The sequence below is a fragment of the Nonomuraea insulae genome (genome assembly GCF_042656245.1).
Genome location: NZ_JBHSPA010000017.1, coordinates 132,795 through 149,548, shown reverse-complemented (window position 1 = coordinate 149,548; position 16,754 = coordinate 132,795). Strand labels below are relative to the sequence as shown.

Below are 16,754 nucleotides of genomic sequence, written 5' to 3'. Positions count from 1 at the left end.
CCCTAAACCATTTCCTTGCCCCCAGGCATCGCGCCGCATCTCCCGCTTCCCCAGCCCTTCCCAGCCGTCGCGTACGTCCCGACACCGGCTGGCGCGATCTACGCAGAAGGGGAAGCCGCCGACGGGCTTAAGCTGAAATATGACCGCATACGACGCAATGCCCTCAGCACCGAGGACTCGCTGAAGCTGATTGCGACGGTCGCGGAGAGCCTCGCGGACGCCTAAGGACGGAGCCACTCGATCATGACCACCCCTGAGATCGCCTGGCACATCAGCAGCTACAGCGCCGACGGCGGCGGCAACTGCGTGGAGGCCGGTCCGCTTCAGGACGGGTCCGGCCGAGTAGCCGTTCGACACAGCAAGCTTCAGGACGTTGTGATCGTCTATACCAAGCCTGAGTGGCAGGCTTTCCTGGCCGGTGTCCAAGCAGGAGAGTTCGACTTCCCCGGCTGATGGGGCGGCTGTGTCTAGGCTTCGGCGGCCGCCAGGTAGCGATACAACTCGCCGGCGATCGCTTGGGCAAGACCCGCGGGAACGGCGTTGCCGATCTGACGCGCTATTTGGATCTTGCTGCCGACCCACTTGTACTCGGGAGGAAATCCCTGAAGAAGCGCGGCTTCCAAGTGTGTGATCGGTCGGTCGGCCTTCGGATGGAGGTAGCGGCCCTTCTCCGGCTTGTAGAACTCGGTGCGGATGGTCACCGAGGGACGATCCACCCAGAGGCGCCCCATCACGTCTCCGGAGCCGTTCCGATGGTTGATCCAGTTCGGAGTCGACAGGTGAGGCGGCAGGTCGTGACGGTTGCCGCCTTCAGGGATCGCCTTGTACCGCTCCCGCGAGTGGTCTGTCGGGTTGCGACCGATATGAAGGTCGGTCGTTTGGAAGGTGCCCGGGAGTGTCCAGCCAAGGAGGTCACAGGTCCGTGCCGGCAATTCAGTGGTCACGGTCTCCAGAGGAGTCGAGTCGAAGACGATGCTTGACGGAATCCATCCATCCGGTGCTTCGAACAGAGCCTCGTCGTTCTTCTTGTCGAGCTTCCGGTGAGTGGGCTTGGGGTGCTGGAGAGGCCCCTTTGACGGGTGTGACTCGATGAGGTCTTTATGAGTGGCCAGGACGATCACACGCCGGCGGGTCTGAGGCACACCGTAGTCGGCCGCGTTCAGCAGGTGCGTCTTCAGGACGTACTCTCGCAACTCACCGCGCTCACCTGTAGATGCCTTTAGCAGCTGGTACTCGTGCGACTTCAGGAATCGGTCCACGTTCTCGATGACGAAGATCTTGGGTTTGAGCTTCAGGACCACCCGGACATACTCTTGCCAGAGCTTGTTCCGGGGATCGAGCGGATCCTCCTTGCCCAAGCCGGAAAAACCCTGGCAGGGCGGGCCACCAAGGATCACGTCCACGCTGGAAGCGACATCTTTGGGATCCCACCCGACTATGTCACCTGCATAGATATGGCCGCTCCCGCCGGCCTCCTCGGCGAAGTTCGCCGCGTACGTAGAGGCTGCGGCGATGTCCCACTCGACCGCCCCAACCGTGCGGAAGGCGCCCGGTGCGAAGGAATGGAATCCCTGAGTCAGCCCCCCACATCCGGCGAAGAGGTCGACGATATTGATGGGGCTGATGGGGCGGGCGGTCATGAGCCTTACCTTATCGAGATCAATGGGCCAGTACTGCCGCAATTTGTCGACCCACGGCCTCGGCGAGCAGTGGCGGTACGGCCTGCGCCACCTGCTTGTAGCGTGCGGTCTTGCCGCCCATCACGATCCAGTCGCCCGGCAGGCTCTGGAGCGTCATCACCTGCTCGACCGTCAGTTTGGGAACGCCGTCCCGCCCGCGGCTCGGGTCCAGCACGAAGTCCTCGTCGGGGACGTCGTTCCCGAGACTGTGGGCATTCACGGCCACTTCCATCCACTGGCTCTTGGATCGACTGGGGCCCAGATCGGCGCCTCCATGGTTCTTCGAACCGCCGATGACGGTCGGGGCGACACGGTTGGCCAACGCCGCCCAGGCGTCCGCGTCGCGCCAGCCCTGGCTCGCCATCGACTCCCTCAGGACCTCGCCAACCGTCGGAACGGTATCGTGCGTCGGCTGAGGCCACTCGAACCGCATGAAGTCGTCCAGCCGCATGGCGAGCAGCAGGTAGCTGCGCCGCACCTGAGGTACGCCGAAGTCCTGCGCATCCAGGACCTTCCACTCCCACCAGTAGCCCAGGTGCTTCAGTTCAGCTTCGACCTCTTCCCGGACCCCTGCGAACTTGGGCATCTTCAAGGACGGTGTGGTCTCCAACAGGATCGCCCGGGGCTGCAGCTCGATCGCCAAACAGATCGCCACGGACAGCAGGTCCCGCTTGTCCTTGGCGCCTTCCTGCTTGCCGGCGATCGAGTAAGGAGTGGACGGGACGCCACCGGACAGCAGGTCGACCGTCCTGATCCGGTAATCGGCTCCGACGAAGTCCTTGAGGTCTAACTCGGCAACGTTCCAACCTGGTCGGTTGGCACGCAATGTCCGGCAGGCGTGCGGGTCGTTGTCGATAGCCATGACGGGGTGGAAGCCCGCCCTCTCAAGCCCGAGCGCCTGGCCACCGACTCCGGAGCCGATCTCCAGACTGGTGAACTGTCCGCCCATGCACGCCCCCCTTGATCCAGACCGTTGAGCATATGCGACTGCAGCCCTGAATCAAATGCCTCAGAGCTATTACGGCATTTCTCTCGCACTCGGGCTTTCAGTGAGGAGTTGCTTGAAGAGAGTGGCCAAGGCGTCCACCGAGGTGGAACGGGCTCGCCCATCCGAAGGACCGGCCGGCAGCGAATCGTAAGCCACCAGAACACCCGCGAGCTCTTCGATCCAATCGCGGTAGGCGTCGACGTCCCTGGGGTTGTCCGGCGCGTACGCCTCGTAGGACAGCGTGCTGCCTGCAGTGTTCACTGCCTGGGCCAGCGCATTGACCTGTCGCCCCGTACGGACGACATCGGTGATGAGCAGCCGGATAATCGCTTGAGCGGTCGGGCGATGCAGGATTACATCCAGCCTTAATACGGTATTCAATACGTCCTGATTACTACAGGCCACAACGACCGATCCATAGTCCGGTCCATCGCGGAAGAGTTCGGCCGCCCACCACAATCGGGCCATGGCCTGGGAATGAAACGGCCCATAGAATCGCGTACGCGACACCGTTGGCGGATTGCCCCTGCTCAGGTGACGCCAGTAGACGTAGTCGGGGACGAGCCGCAATGCCAGGTAGTTCCATATCCTTGCGTCCGAGGCCTCACGGCGGGTCAGCCGCAGCGTCGCGTGCAGCACCGGAGCCAGCCAGGCATCCGCCGAAGTCCGTTCGGCCGGCGTGAAGCGCTTCATCGCCTCGTCGAAGAGTTGCCGAACCGGCTCGGCCTCCCACGTGGACGACTCCGACATCTGGTCGATCGCGGAGACCGGCAGGGGCTCGCTGTTCTCCAGGACACCGGTGGTCAGGAACCGTGCGGCGGCTTCGTTAGGCAGCAGGCCCAGCGTTGTGTTCACTCGTCCTCCGGACCGGTCTTCTGCAGGGATCGGATGAAGCCGCCCAGGCTACGCGGCATCCGCGCCTGTTTGGCCGCGGCATGCATCACCCGCGTCTGCACCCCGCCCACGCCCAGGTTGACGATCTCCCGGAGCGCGTCGTCCGGTGAGTGATCGGGGAAGAGATCGGGAAGCATGCGACTGAGCACCATCCCACGCCAGCCTTCCGGCCACTCTCGGCCGTCGACATGGTGAGCCGCCTCGTTGAAGAGGGCGGTCCACATAACGGTTCCGATCTGGGCCGCCAGCCCTTCCCTAACCGGACGCTCGGCGGCCTTTGTGCTTTCGAGGATCGCACGCAATCCGTCGAATCCACTGTTCAGGTTGAGCATGGCGACCTCATCAGTGGTGGTCACTACCCAGGGGTCGGTCTTGCACCAGGCCAGCTGCGGATCCTGGGCGAAGTCGACCCATCGCGTCTGGACGGCCTCCCGCTGCGCCGCCGGCCGCGCCTGAAGATCGACGGTCCAGGGCCTGGCGACCGTCGCGATCACTCGCCCTGGCACGTCGTCGACCGTCGCTACGAGCTGGCCTGAGAGTCGCACCCGATCGGAATGATCGTCTCGGTGGAGATCCACCTCTCCAGTCCACTCCCCCGGCTGGCCCATCATGAGCTTGACGGCCGAGTGGGTGTTGGTCCGCCGTTCCGACGCAGTGGCGAAGAAAGCCAGGCTGTACCAGGGTCCTGCGTCCAACTCATGTCGTGGTGCGCTGACGTGGATGCTCAGTCGTACGGTGCTCCAGCCCTGACGGTCCACAAGGTGCAGCCCGACGGTGTGGTCCTGTTCCGAGATCATGCCGTACGGCAACGTCACATCATCGAGCCGAGCTTCTTGGACCGTCATAGTGAGCTCTCCCGCGAGCACGGGGTAAGGCACGATCCGCTTCATCGGCCGCCTTCTTTGGCTTGGACCAGGTCGACTTCGGCGATCGCCATCCGCCCGGCCACGGGATGACTGGAGACATCGCTGACGCCTGTGAACACTGCGGAGCGTTCTCTCGCGGCGCATACCAGCACGTCCCCGCTCAGCTCGCAGTTGGATTCCGCAGAGAGCTCGGCCCAGCGAGCCTCCGGTTTCGGACCCGAACGGGTGGCGAATCTGAGCAGTGGACGGAGCACCCATGGATCTTCTCGCTCCGGCAACTTGATCTCGACTCTGATCCGCCATGCCCCGGCATCGTCCACTTCCCCCGTGGCGCTCTTGACGGTCGGATAGCCCTTGGTCCGCGGTGCGGGTGTCGGATCGAGGCTCACCAGATCTCGCAGGATGGCGGGAGGACCTTCCTCTGGGACGGGTTCCGATGGTTTCACGGCACTGCGCACCTTTGCGAAGGCAGTCCTTCGAAACTCCCTCAGCCTGGTCATGGCACCGCGCGCGTAGGTCGCGGTCAGGTCCTCGGTGGGCTTCCAGTCGTTGTGCTCTGGTGGCTCGGCCGCGCGGAGAAATGCCTCGGCGACCTCGTCGGCCGGCGCCCCGGCGCCGGTCGCGGTGCCGGCCAGCAGAACGGCCTGGAACTGGGGCGCACCGATGGGGACTCCGGTGACCGGCCGATTCAAGACCGTCATCCGGGTGCCGCGCATGCCAACCAGGCGGTTGGGTTTCTCATCGCCCTCATACACCGGCGTCACCAACAGCACGGCCTCGTGCTCGACCGAACCCGACCGCAGATCCGACTTGGACGGCGGGACGCTCAACGGGACGGCCAGCTCCACCACGTCCTCCGCCCGAGTAAGCTGCGACACCGTTGTCCTGTCGAGGAAGGCTCGGACCGCGCGCGCCCGCGCGGGCTCGTAGCGATACGGGTCGACACGCTCTTCCGCGACCACGACCTGACCGTCGCGCAAGGCCTCCACCGACGCTTCCAGCATCGGCGCCTGGCCACGGCCTGCGACCATGGACGCCCAGAAGTCGGAGACCAATCCACGCACTAGAACCGTGTGCATCTCCTCCAGGGTCATGGCTTCTCCGGAAGGATCGTGCGCCCCGACGATCAGGAAGCTCGTGCCCGGATCGGAGCTGCCCCGAGTCAGGTACAGCTCTTCCACGGTACGTTCGCCGGCCCACCACGATCGCGCGGCCGCCTCCCTTTGAGAATCTCGACCGCCGAGCCAGGCAAGGCCTGCGTACTGCACGCCGTCAAGCTCATGCCAGGGAAGATCTATTCGGCCGATGAGTCGTCGTTCACGAAGGTCCTCATGAGGCTCTGAGAGCGTGCTGTTCATGATGACCAGACCGAAGCGACTGGCGCCCCAGATGGTCGCCTTGCCCAGACCGAAAGAGCCGCCGGCGATGCCCTTCTTGTGGCTGTCGAGTTGTCTTCGCACGACTGCGGCGAACCTTCCGTCCTCGTACTCGGGACCGGTCAGGCCGTTCGCGTTGTAGTCGTCGATGCGGAGAAGGAGCAGTTTGCCGGTCTCTCGTAGCTCACGAAGTCCGTCGGTCAGCATGCGGCCGACCTTCTGCTTCTGATCGCCTGCGGCCTCGATATGGGGAGCGAGGTCGTCCCACCGTAGGGCTTCCTGGAGCCGGCGTAGACGCTCGCCAGTGATCTCGTGCAGAGTGAAGCGGACTCGAACAGGGCGCGTCTCGTCCCAACGCTCGTCCAGGCTGTTCTGGGTCGCCTCCCTGGCGGTAATCGCCAAGGAGGAGTCGAAGGCGAAGGCTGCGGGATTCCCTAACTCCCTACCGCCGTCGGAGTGCGCCAAGCGATGGTGCCAGGCGACGTAGCCGCTCGATTCCGGTGTCTCGTCGCGGGTGGCAGAGGAGCCGGCGGCCAGGTCGAGGATCTCCTCGATCGCCTGGATGTTCTCGATCCGAGGCGTGGCGCGGCCGGTGATCCAGGCCGAGACCGCAGCGCGTGTCACTTTCAAGGCCGTTGCCAGGTCCGACTGGCTCATGCCTTTGCGGCGCAGTTGCCTGCCGAGCCAAGCCCCGAACGCCTCCGGATCGCGGGTGATGCTGTCATCGTCCTGCGTCATCGCGAGGTTTCTCCAGGTGAGACGGGGTTCATTTGACGCCTCAGGCTAGCGTTTGACACTCCGTTGACGCCACTGGTCGGTCAAGTCTCTATGCCATCCAGGCAGCTCAAGCCCAAGAGAAGGGCTATTTAGCCCCATATGCGTCATTCAACCCTTCAAGTCCAGTAATTTGACGCTTGCGGGCCAAGTCGCTCATATGGCAATATGACTCCCACCAAGGACGAGCCCTCTCAAGGCGCTTCCAATAGGGCGAAGCACACCCAAATTCGCCCTATCGCTAGGCTTGCTTTATCGGCAGCGAACTGTATCCGGCATGCCCAACAATGGGTCGGCAAACCATATCGCCAAACGTCACCTTGGTGTGTCTGAATTTATTTCATACCTCTGCTCTACCCCCCTCAATTGGCATTCCATCGTTGGGAGGCAATTGCTGTGAGCAATGATGGCCCCTCTGTGCTGGAGGTGGTCCTCCAGCAGACCGCGCGCGTGCTCGACACTTACAGAATCGATTTCGGTCTGATCCAGGAGCACGTCAACGGCGAGCGCCGGATCAAGGAAGGCGGATACGGCGACCGTCAGATCTACGAACTGGTCCAGAACGGTGCCGACGAGCTGAGGAACGATCCCGGCGGGGAGATCGCGGTGGTCCTCACGGAGACCCATCTGTACTGTGCCAACCAGGGCACTGCCATGACCCCCGAGGGCGCGGACACCATTCTGCGAATGGGTGTTTCGCGTAAGCGAGGCGGCCAGATCGGTCGGTTCGGCGTCGGAGTGAAGTCCGTCCTGAGCGTCACCGACGTGCCTGAGTTCTTCAGCAGCGAGGACGAGAAGAGTTTCGGCTTCGACAGGGAGTGGGCGGAGCTGGAGATCAAACGGGTCCAGCCCGCGACCACGGAGGCACCGGTGCTCCGCATGGCTCGTCCTCTCGACCGGGACCGCGCCGCGGCTACGGATCCCATTCTCAAACAGCTGCTCTCGTGGGCCACGACCGTCGTACGGTTGCCCCTGAAACCGGCTGCCGTAGCGCGACTCGCCAAGGACATCGACGAGTTCCCGGCGGAGTTCTCGCTGTTCTCTCCGCAGGTCGGGACCGTCACGCTGGAGAAGCGACTGTCCGGGCGGGCGTTCAAACGGCAGATCTTCCAGAAGGTCGACGGTGAGAACCGCGTCCTGCAGGCGATCTCCTCCCATGGCGGAGGGCAGGAGAAGGAGGAACAGACCGCCGACTGGCGAGTCTTCACCCGTGTCTACAAGCCATCGTCCACGGCGTTGGAGGAGGCCGGTGAGCTTCACGACAGGCCGGAGATCGACATCGCCTGGGCGGTCCCCGAGGCTGGAACCCGAACCCGTGACCGGGGACAGTTCTGGGCCTACTTCCCGACGAACTACACCACGACTCTTCGGGGGATCGTCAACGCCCCCTGGAAGACCAGCGAGGACCGGCAGAACCTCTACGCGAACAACCGGTTCAACGAAGAACTGATCGCCGAGGTGGCCGATCTGGTCGTCTCGTCCCTCCCCTCGTTGGCGCGACCGGACGACCCGGGAGCCTGCCTGGACTCCGTGCCTTCACGAGGACGGGAAGAGCCACAGTGGGCGGCCGAGGAGCTGGTGGCGAAGATCTGGCAGCTCGCTGCCGACAAGCCTGTCTTCCCTGATCAGAACGGCAGGTTCGACACCCCGGCCAAGATCCGGGTGCACCCGGCCGACCTGCGACAGGAATGGCTGCAGTGGTGGGCGGACCACTCCGGACGCCCGACGAACTGGGTCCACCACTCTGTGGAGAGCCCCAGGCACCGCCGGGACAGCGTCAACCGCATCCTGGAGCACTCAGCAGCACCCGTCGCCACGGTGAAGGAGTGGCTGGAGGCGCTTGTCTCCGACAAGACTCCCGAGGCGTCGGCGCGCGCGGTGCTCATCGTCGCCGATATGAAGCGGACCAATCACCCGCAGGTGGAAGACGCGCTTCGCGCCAGGATCGTTCTCACCGAATCGCTGGGACTTGTCACTCCCTCCACACAGATCTTCCGGCGATCCGCCGCCGACGGTCTGGCCGACAACACGATCTACGTGGACGAGCGCGTCTACGCCGGCCAGGACGTCATCGCCAGAGCACTGGACCTACTGGGCATCCACGAAGCGCATCCCGCCGGTCGGTTCGCCTCGGTGGTGGAGCGTGGTTTCTTCGGGTACTCCGACCGTGACTGGGCCGCCTTCTGGGAACTGGCGCGCTTGGCCGGTCCCAACGGGGTGAACGCCGCGTTCAAGAACCGCGACATCAACACGGCGAAGGAACTCAAGGTCAAAGCTCTGGGTGGGGGCTTCCGTCGGATCAGGGACTGTCTCCTCCCCGGCCGTGTCGTTCCCGAGGACGGCTCCCGCGACAGGAACCTCACAGTGGACATGCAGTTCCACCGGGACGACCGGGCTTATCTCGCCGATCTCGGACTGCGTGATGGCCCCGTGGCCAACGTGGATCCTACTGGGGAGGAATGGTTCGAGGAGTACAAGGAGGTCTACTGGAAGCAGTACGTGACCAAGCTTCCGGCCAGCGAATCTCGCCCCACCTTGGCACGTATGCAGTTCGAGGGAAGCGCCCCCGCAGGCCCTCTGCATCTGTTCACGGCGCTATCGACCGAGGGACGAGCCGCCTTTCTCAAGGCGATTCCGTCGGGCGGCGCAGTAGTGAACTGGACCATGCAGGCCGGCAACAAGGGAGTGGCCGGTCGCAGGACTGTGCCGTCCCCGATTCGGTGGCTTACCCGTAAGTTCGGGTATCTCCAGACTTCTCGCGGGCTGCGAGTGGTCAAACGCTGTGTCGGTCCCGAATTGGCCGGCCACAGAGATGTCCTTCCTGTGGCGAATGTGGCGCCGAGCGTCGCCGCGATGCTGGGGCTTTCGCAGGCCCTGAGCGAGGTCCCCGAAACTCTGTGGCATGAACTCGTATGGGAGGCGTCCGGCTCTACCGAGGACACGTTCCCTGGCAAGGTCTATGCCCTGATGTTCGAGGTCCTCGTGGACTTTCCCGAAGGCGCGATGACGCGCTGCCGTGTGGGCGATGAGTGGCATAGCGACATCGAGGACAAGGACATCGCGGTGACCTCGAGTCCCTCGGAATACGACACGCTCGTACGTGAGAGAGTGCCGGCCCTGCTCGTCCCGACCGAGGAACTGGCCGAGACGATGCGGGAGGCGTGGCACATGCTCGCGCCCTCTAACGCGATCAAAAGGGAGATTCGTTACGCGGCGCAGGCGGACGCGGTCCCGCTCCTGGAGGAGTTTCCCTATTTGAAGATGCTCCGGCGATCTCAGGTGGAGGGCTGGTCCACCGTTCGCTGCGATGAACTCGAAGAGATCATTCGGACTCCAAGTGGTATGCGCACTCAGTCGATCCCTGCGGCGGAACTGCCCGAAGAGCGCAAGATACTCGTCCGCATGCCCGCGGACGACCTTCAGGTGCTCACCGCCGTGGATCATGTTCTCCGGCTCGGCATTGGCACGTCAAGCTGCAAAGGCGTCCTCGACCGCCGCGCGCAGGAGCGCAACAACGAACGCATCCAGCAGGTACGCCGGGCCGAGAGCCTGGCGGAGAAACTGCTTTTGCTCATCGGAGTCGAGGCTCTGAAGAAGGGGCTTCCCGAAGGTCTGCTCGAGAGCGACGAGGCCAACCACAGCAGCGCCCAAGGCGATCGGCGGATGGCCGAGCTGGCCCACAACGCTCATGGGACGGAAGTACTACGCATCTACCGGAAGGACATCGAGACCAACTTCCCCCAGCTCTCGGCCGGGTTCCGGGGCGACGCCGCGTCTGTGCGCATCGTCAACGATCTCGGTTTCCCCGGCGAATACGCGGGGACCCGAGGAGAGACACTACCGGCGCTGGAGAAGGTCTACGGTCCCACCCGCTTTCCGCGGCTCCATGACTACCAGGAGCGGCTCGCGCGGAAGGCGGTCGAGTTGCTGACCAAGTACGACGCCCCTCGCGCGATGCTGTGTCTGCCCACCGGCGCAGGCAAGACGCGTGTGGCGGCGGAGGCCGTGATCCGGGTGATCAAGGAGCGTGGACTCGGCGGTCGGCCCGTGCTGTGGATCGCGCAGAGCGAAGAGCTCTGCGAGCAGGCGGTCCAGAGCTGGTCCTTCGTCTGGTCAAAGGTCGGCCCAGAAGAACAGCTGATCATCAACCGTCTTTGGTCCACTCGCGAAGCCGCTCCGAGCGGCGATACGGCTCAGCTCGTCGTCGCCACGGACGCCAAGCTGGAAGCCTGCATGGACACCGCCGAGTACACGTGGCTCCGTGACCCCGCGCTCGTGATCGTGGATGAGGCCCACACCTCGATCACTCCCCGCTACACCCGCATTCTCGCGTCGCTGGGTCTGACCTTCAGGGAAACCAGCCGTCCTTTGCTGGGACTGACCGCCACACCGTTCCGCGGCTTCAACGAGACCGAGACCAATCGCCTCGTCGAGCGCTATGGGCGAAACCGCCTCGACGAGGGGGTCTTCACGACCGGCGATCCTTACGCAGAGCTCCAGGAGTTGGGTGTGTTGGCGCAGGTCGAGCACAGAGCGCTCCAGGGCTCCACTCTCGCGCTCTCCGAGGAGGACCTTCGCCAGGCCACGGCCTTCGAAGGAGCCAGGTTGCCCGCCACCGTCGAGGAGAAGCTGGGACGCGACATCGCACGTAACGAGACGCTCATCCGGGAGATCCAGGCCCTTCGGGAGGACAGTCCGGTGCTGCTCTTCGCCACGTCGGTCAACCACGCCAAGCTCATGGCCGCCGAGCTCAACGGCCGTGGCATCAAGTCCGCCTCGATCGACTCCGGCACCCCGGACGCCGACCGGCGGACGCACATCGAGAGGTTTCGGCGGAAGCAGATCCGGGTGTTGACCAACTACGGCGTGCTCGCCCAGGGGTTCGACGCCCCGGCCACCGAGGTGGTCATCGTGGCGCGGCCTACCTACAGCCCGAACGTCTACCAGCAGATGATCGGGCGTGGTCTCCGTGGCCCGAAGAACGGCGGCAAGGAGACCTGCCTGATCCTCGACGTGGCCGACAACATCGTCAACTACGACCGTCAGCTGGCCTTCACCCAGTTCGAATATCTCTGGAGCGCCAAGTGAGCGATGCCTACAACGGCACCCCCACGCTCACGGCCGAGCAGCTGGCTGTCGTCGAGCAGCCCGCTTACGCCCGTACCCTGGTGACCGCACAGGCCGGTGCGGGCAAGACGCACACGCTTGTGCGCCGGCTCGACCGGCTGGTCACCGAGGAAGACCTGACCGCCGGGGAAATCCTGGTGCTCACCTTCTCCCGCGCCGCCGTGCGGGAGCTTAAGAACCGGCTCGCTCAGCATGGGGATGCGGCTCGGCATGTACGGGCACAGACCTTCGACTCCTGGGCGCTCGACCTGCTCATGCGGGTGGACGCCAAGGGTTCCTGGCTGGAGAAGTCCTTCGACGCCCGTATCGAGGGCGCGCAGCAGGCAATCGCCAACGACCTCGCCGACGAGCTCTATGAGCACGACCTCCGCCATGTCGTCATCGACGAGGTCCAGGACCTTGTCGGCACCCGGCGAGAGCTGGTGGAGGTCCTGCTGGACCGATTCGACTGCGGGTTCACCGTGGTCGGCGACCCTGCCCAGTCGATCTATGGATTCACGGTCAAGAATCCGTCGGAGCGCAAGCAGGAGACTAACCGGTTCTTTGAGTGGCTTCGTAACACCTTCGGCGAAGATCTGACAGAGCTGAGCCTCACCGACAACTTCCGAGCTCGGACCGACGAGGCGAAGACCGCCCTCGACTTCGGACCTCGGTTGCGCATGCTTTCGGAATCCGGGAATTTGGACGGCGAAGCCCACTACAACGAACTCCGCAAGGTTCTCACTGGAGTGATGAACTTCGGCGGGTTCGACGAACTGGCCGCCGATGCGCTTACCAGTATTTCCGGTACGTCCGCGATCCTCTGCCGGAGCAACGGTCAGGCCTTGATGATCTCGGAGCAACTCCATGCAGTCGGCGTGCCTCATCGGCTCCGGCGTTATGCGCATGATCGCGTTGCTCCGATGTGGCTGGGTCTACTTTTGGCACGCTCCCATGGATCGTCGCTGAACCGGGAGAATTTCGATGAGTTGATCGGCGATCTGCCCCTGATCGAGGGCTTGGGTTCCGACGTCCTCTGGCGATTGCTCCAGCGCACCGGTACCGGGCGCGGGTCCGACCGACTCTTGGACCTGGCCCGACTCCGCTCCGCGCTCGCCGCCGGCAGATTGCCGGACGAACTGATCGCCCAGCCTCCTGCGCGGCTCGTGGTCTCTTCCTTTCACCGTGCCAAGGGGTTGGAGTTCGACCGAGTCCTAGTCGTGGATCCAGGGCCGCTGCGGGAGAAGTCCCCGGAGGACAAATCCGGGAAAGTCGAGAAGGATCCCGCGGAAGAAGCCCGGTTGCTCTATGTGGCGATGACCCGAGCGCGGGACGAGCTCTATCTGGTCCCGGCTGTGGAAACGCGCCACATCCGAATCCATGACGTCTCTGACCGATGGGGGCGGTACTTCTTCCAGCGCTGGCGTCGAGACGGTCTCGAACTTCAAGGGGACGACGTCACCACCGAGTATCCGGCGGGTTCGGTCGACTTCGAAGCCGATGCCGCAGACGTACAGGACTATTTGGCGACCGCCGTAAACCCTGGAGATGCCGTCGAGCTGGAGCGGGTCTACCCGGAGCCGATCGCACTCCTCGAAAGCCCTCCCTACCTGATCCAGCATCAGGGACGGCCGATCGGCACGGCCTCCGAGAAGTTCCGACGCGACCTCTACAGATTCCTCAAGCTGGGTCCGAGCTATGTTCCCCGCTCATTTCCGTCTTTGATCTCCAGTGTCCGCATCGACACCGTGGAGACCGTCGCCGGCAACGAAGCCGCCGGTATCCGTGCCGGGCTCGACCAACACGGCGTCTGGCTCGCGCCGCGTCTCGTCGGCCTGTCCACCTTCACCTGGGACAAGAAGGAACTCGATGTCGAAGCACAGTGAGCATTACGCCTTTCGCGCCGACCTCGTCGACCGACTTCGCCTCGACATGGTCGGCCCGGTCGGCGGGCCGGACGAGATCCTCACGGACTCCCCGGTCACGACGTACGTCGCGGGCGTCCTCTACCCCCGGCGTCGTGACCCCGCCGAGGTGAAGGAGGAAGTGCTCGAACGTGACGTGGACCTTTCCTCTGAGACGCGAATCAAGGACGACGTCGTCGACACGGGTGTCTCGCTGGCCAATGACCAGGCCCCGTCGTCCATGGGTCTCACCTTCGGGGTCGACCCAACGGTGTCCCCGACGATCACCATCATCGTGACGGCCGCAGTCTATGACCCGATCGACAAGGCCGGACGTTCGGTCAAGGCCCAGCGCGCCGAGCGGCGTACCGTCGAGGAGCAGGATCTCCGCTGGCAGCGGCGCGTCCTCGAGCTCGACCCCTTAACGGTGGATGTCACAACCCCCGTTCAGCACACAGAACCCCTCATGCCCGGTGCCCAACTCCGCGTACGGGTTCGTCGGCCCGAGGGCGGAGCCGTCTCCGTCACAGTCGCGTTGATCAACGTCAACGAGGTCGAGAAGTTCGGCATCCGCGACGCCTACTGTCTCTACCAGCCGGAAATCCGCGTCACGGGCGAGAACGACACGAAGCCGTTCGTGGAACGGCCCGTCCCGGTCGGCGCGGACGAGGCGGAGATCAAGACGAACCGCCTGCTCTACCGCTACGCTCCCAACTTCGCCGCAGGCCATGGATGCGCGGTGAACTGGAACTGGACACCTCCAGCACTTCGGGACGAAGCGCTGGTCAAGGCTGTGCCGGCTGCCGTGGCCGCCATCTGGAGCGAGTTCGTTCCGTCGAAGGAAGTGCTGCTGACCGACTCCAACCCGGAGATCGACGATTCGGCGCTCCGCATGATCGACTTCGCGCGCAAGCCGGAAGAGGAGATCCTTGCCGCGCTCCGCAACCTGGTGAACGGATACCGTGCCTGGATCGCGGAACGCGCCGAGGAATCGAGACTGCTCGGCAACACCGACTTCGCCGAGTCCGCCAGGGAACAGATCCGGCAGTGCGAGCTGGCTTGCGACCGGATGGACTCGGGCATCGAAACGCTCCGAAGCAGCCCGGTGGTGATGGCCGCGTTCCGGTACGCGAACGAGGCCATGGCCGTTCAGCGCGCCAGGACGAGCTGGATCAAGGGGCAGAAGCGGGGCGCACCGGACGTCGAAATGGGCAAGTGGCGCCCGTTCCAGATCGCCTTCTTGCTGCTCTGCATGGCCGGGATCGTCGATCCCGGCCACGACGACCGCAAGATCGCGGACCTCCTGTGGTTTCCCACAGGAGGTGGCAAGACCGAGGCCTATCTGGGCATCATCGCGTTCACAGTATTTTTGCGCCGGCTCCGCAAGGGCGAGGCGGGTGGCGGGGTCACCGCGATCATGCGGTACACCCTTCGTCTGCTGACCCTTCAGCAGTTCGAACGCGCCGCAGCGCTGATCTGCGCCATGGAGGTCATCCGACGTGGCGCTTCCAAGGAGCTGGGCGAAGAGACCATCTCGATCGGCATGTGGGTGGGCGCCGCAGCCACGCCCAACAAGCTCAAGGACGCCGCCGCGAGTCTGAAGAAGCTTCGTGACGGTGGGGAGCTGCACAAGGAGAACCCCGTCCAGCTCCGATTCTGCCCGTGGTGCGGCACCGCCATGGGGCCTGACGAGTATGAAGTGGACGTCGCCAGTTCCAAGATGCGCATCTTCTGCGCCGATTGGCAGTGCGACTTCCACCACGAACTCCCGGTTCACGTGGTCGATGAGAAGATCTACGAAGTTCGGCCAACGCTGATCATCGCGACCGTCGACAAGTTCGCCCAGATCGCGTGGCGTCCCGACGTGGCGGCTCTCTTCAACCGGGACCGTGAAGGCACGCTCCCGCCCGAACTGATCGTCCAGGACGAACTCCATCTCATCTCCGGCCCTCTCGGCAGCCTTACCGGCCTCTACGAGACGGCGATCGACATCGCAGCGGAACAGCCCAAGGTAATCGCCTCGACCGCGACCATCCGTCGTGCCAAGGAACAGGGCAATCGCCTGTTCACGCGGAATGTCGCTCAGTTCCCGCCCGCCGGCCTCGACGCACGGGATTCCTGGTTCGCGGTCGAAACGCCTGCCAAGGACAAAGCATCTCGCTGTTATGTCGGCCTTCTCACGCCCAATACCAGTCAGGCGACCCTGCTGGTTCGTGCGTACGCCGCGCTGCTGCACCATGCCGCGGAAATAGACGGTCCCGACACCGTCAGGGACGCGTACTGGACATTGGTCGGCTATTTCAACAGCCTCCGACTCCTGGCCGCTGCCGAACTTCAGGTGCTGGACGACGTCCAGGACCGGCTCAAGCTTCTGGCCGAGCGACACGACACCGAACTGCGTCGCGCTGATCAACTAACCGAGCTGACCAGTCGCGTGAAGTCGAGCGACATCCCGAAGCGGCTCAAGGATCTGGAACGAGTGCTTCCCGACGAAAGCGTCTTCGATACGGTCCTCGCCACGAACATGATCTCCGTGGGTGTGGACGTGGACCGCCTCGGACTCATGGCGATCATGGGTCAACCGCAGACCACGGCGGAGTACATCCAGTCCAGCAGCCGCGTCGGCCGTCAGCACCCGGGCCTGGTCGTCATCCTCTACAACGCCAACCGGTCCCGGGATCGCTCGCACTACGAGAGCTTCGTGCCGTACCACTCCGCGCTCTACCGACAGGTCGAATCGACCAGCGTCACGCCGTTCTCGCCCCGTGCGAGGGACCGAGCGCTACATGCCGTCCTGGTCGGGATGGCCCGACTCCTCTACCCGGGACTCCGTCTCAACGGCGCGGCGGCAGCCGTGCACACATATGAGAGCCGGATCGAGGAACTGAAAGACCTGATAGTGGCGAGAGCGAAGGCGGTCGACGAGGACGAGGCCACCGGTACCGAGAAGGATCTCAACGAGATCATCGGCCGCTGGCGCGATCTGGTCGACGACAATCCGAATCTGGTCTACGAGGCCAGGCCCCGGTTCAACCGGAGCGAGAAGCGTAACTCCAACGAGGCCCTCCTCTGTTCCCACGCCGACACGGATCTCATCGACGCGTTTCCCACGCTGTGGAGCCTCCGCGACGTCGACGCCGAGTCCGACCTGTACCTGGAGCGATGAA

9 protein-coding genes are annotated in these 16,754 nt (G+C 64.1%); 4 read left to right on the top strand and 5 right to left on the bottom strand.

Annotated features, from left to right (window positions below; translation table 11 throughout):
• The first annotated feature begins 243 nt into the window (after positions 1-243).
• Positions 244-453 (top strand): DUF397 domain-containing protein, encoded by a 210-nt coding sequence (locus ACFPZ3_RS14065; protein ID WP_379514500.1) that lies wholly within the window; start codon positions 244-246, stop codon positions 451-453.
• 14 nt (positions 454-467) lie between these two features.
• Here ACFPZ3_RS14065 and ACFPZ3_RS14060 read toward each other — a convergent pair whose 3' ends face one another.
• From ACFPZ3_RS14060 to ACFPZ3_RS14040, 5 genes are all read right to left on the bottom strand, one after another.
• Positions 468-1,640 carry a DNA cytosine methyltransferase gene (locus ACFPZ3_RS14060; RefSeq protein ID WP_379514499.1) on the bottom strand — a complete coding sequence of 391 codons (1,173 nt, stop codon included), beginning with the start codon at positions 1,638-1,640 and terminating at the stop codon, positions 468-470.
• 19 nt (positions 1,641-1,659) lie between these two features.
• Positions 1,660-2,628, bottom strand: coding sequence for a DNA cytosine methyltransferase (locus ACFPZ3_RS14055; protein WP_379514498.1), 969 nt, complete (start codon positions 2,626-2,628; stop codon positions 1,660-1,662).
• Positions 2,629-2,697: 69 nt separating this feature from the next.
• Positions 2,698-3,522: a DUF6339 family protein gene (locus tag ACFPZ3_RS14050; RefSeq protein WP_379514497.1), complete on the bottom strand. Its 825-nt coding sequence runs from the start codon at positions 3,520-3,522 to the stop codon at positions 2,698-2,700.
• Positions 3,519-4,451: a hypothetical protein gene (locus ACFPZ3_RS14045; protein ID WP_379514496.1), complete on the bottom strand. Its 933-nt coding sequence runs from the start codon at positions 4,449-4,451 to the stop codon at positions 3,519-3,521. Before ACFPZ3_RS14045 ends, ACFPZ3_RS14050 begins: the two co-directional genes overlap by 4 nt.
• Positions 4,448-6,541, bottom strand: a complete 2,094-nt coding sequence (locus tag ACFPZ3_RS14040; RefSeq protein ID WP_379514495.1) for a helix-turn-helix domain-containing protein — start codon at positions 6,539-6,541, stop codon at positions 4,448-4,450. The genes ACFPZ3_RS14045 and ACFPZ3_RS14040 overlap by 4 nt, the downstream gene beginning before the upstream one ends.
• 453 nt (positions 6,542-6,994) lie before the next feature.
• Here ACFPZ3_RS14040 and ACFPZ3_RS14035 point away from each other — a divergent pair, with 453 nt between their 5' ends.
• From ACFPZ3_RS14035 to ACFPZ3_RS14025, 3 genes are read left to right on the top strand one after another with little or no spacing between them, the layout of a single operon-like run.
• The gene (locus ACFPZ3_RS14035) at positions 6,995-11,665 is read left to right on the top strand and encodes a DEAD/DEAH box helicase (protein ID WP_379514494.1); all 4,671 of its coding nucleotides are present in this window, start codon (positions 6,995-6,997) and stop codon (positions 11,663-11,665) included.
• On the top strand, positions 11,662-13,569 hold the full coding sequence (locus ACFPZ3_RS14030) for a UvrD-helicase domain-containing protein (RefSeq protein WP_379514493.1): 1,908 nt from the start codon (positions 11,662-11,664) through the stop codon (positions 13,567-13,569). Before ACFPZ3_RS14035 ends, ACFPZ3_RS14030 begins: the two co-directional genes overlap by 4 nt.
• Positions 13,553-16,753 (top strand): helicase-related protein, encoded by a 3,201-nt coding sequence (locus ACFPZ3_RS14025; protein WP_379514492.1) that lies wholly within the window; start codon positions 13,553-13,555, stop codon positions 16,751-16,753. The genes ACFPZ3_RS14030 and ACFPZ3_RS14025 overlap by 17 nt, the downstream gene beginning before the upstream one ends.
• Position 16,754: the final 1 nt, after the last annotated feature.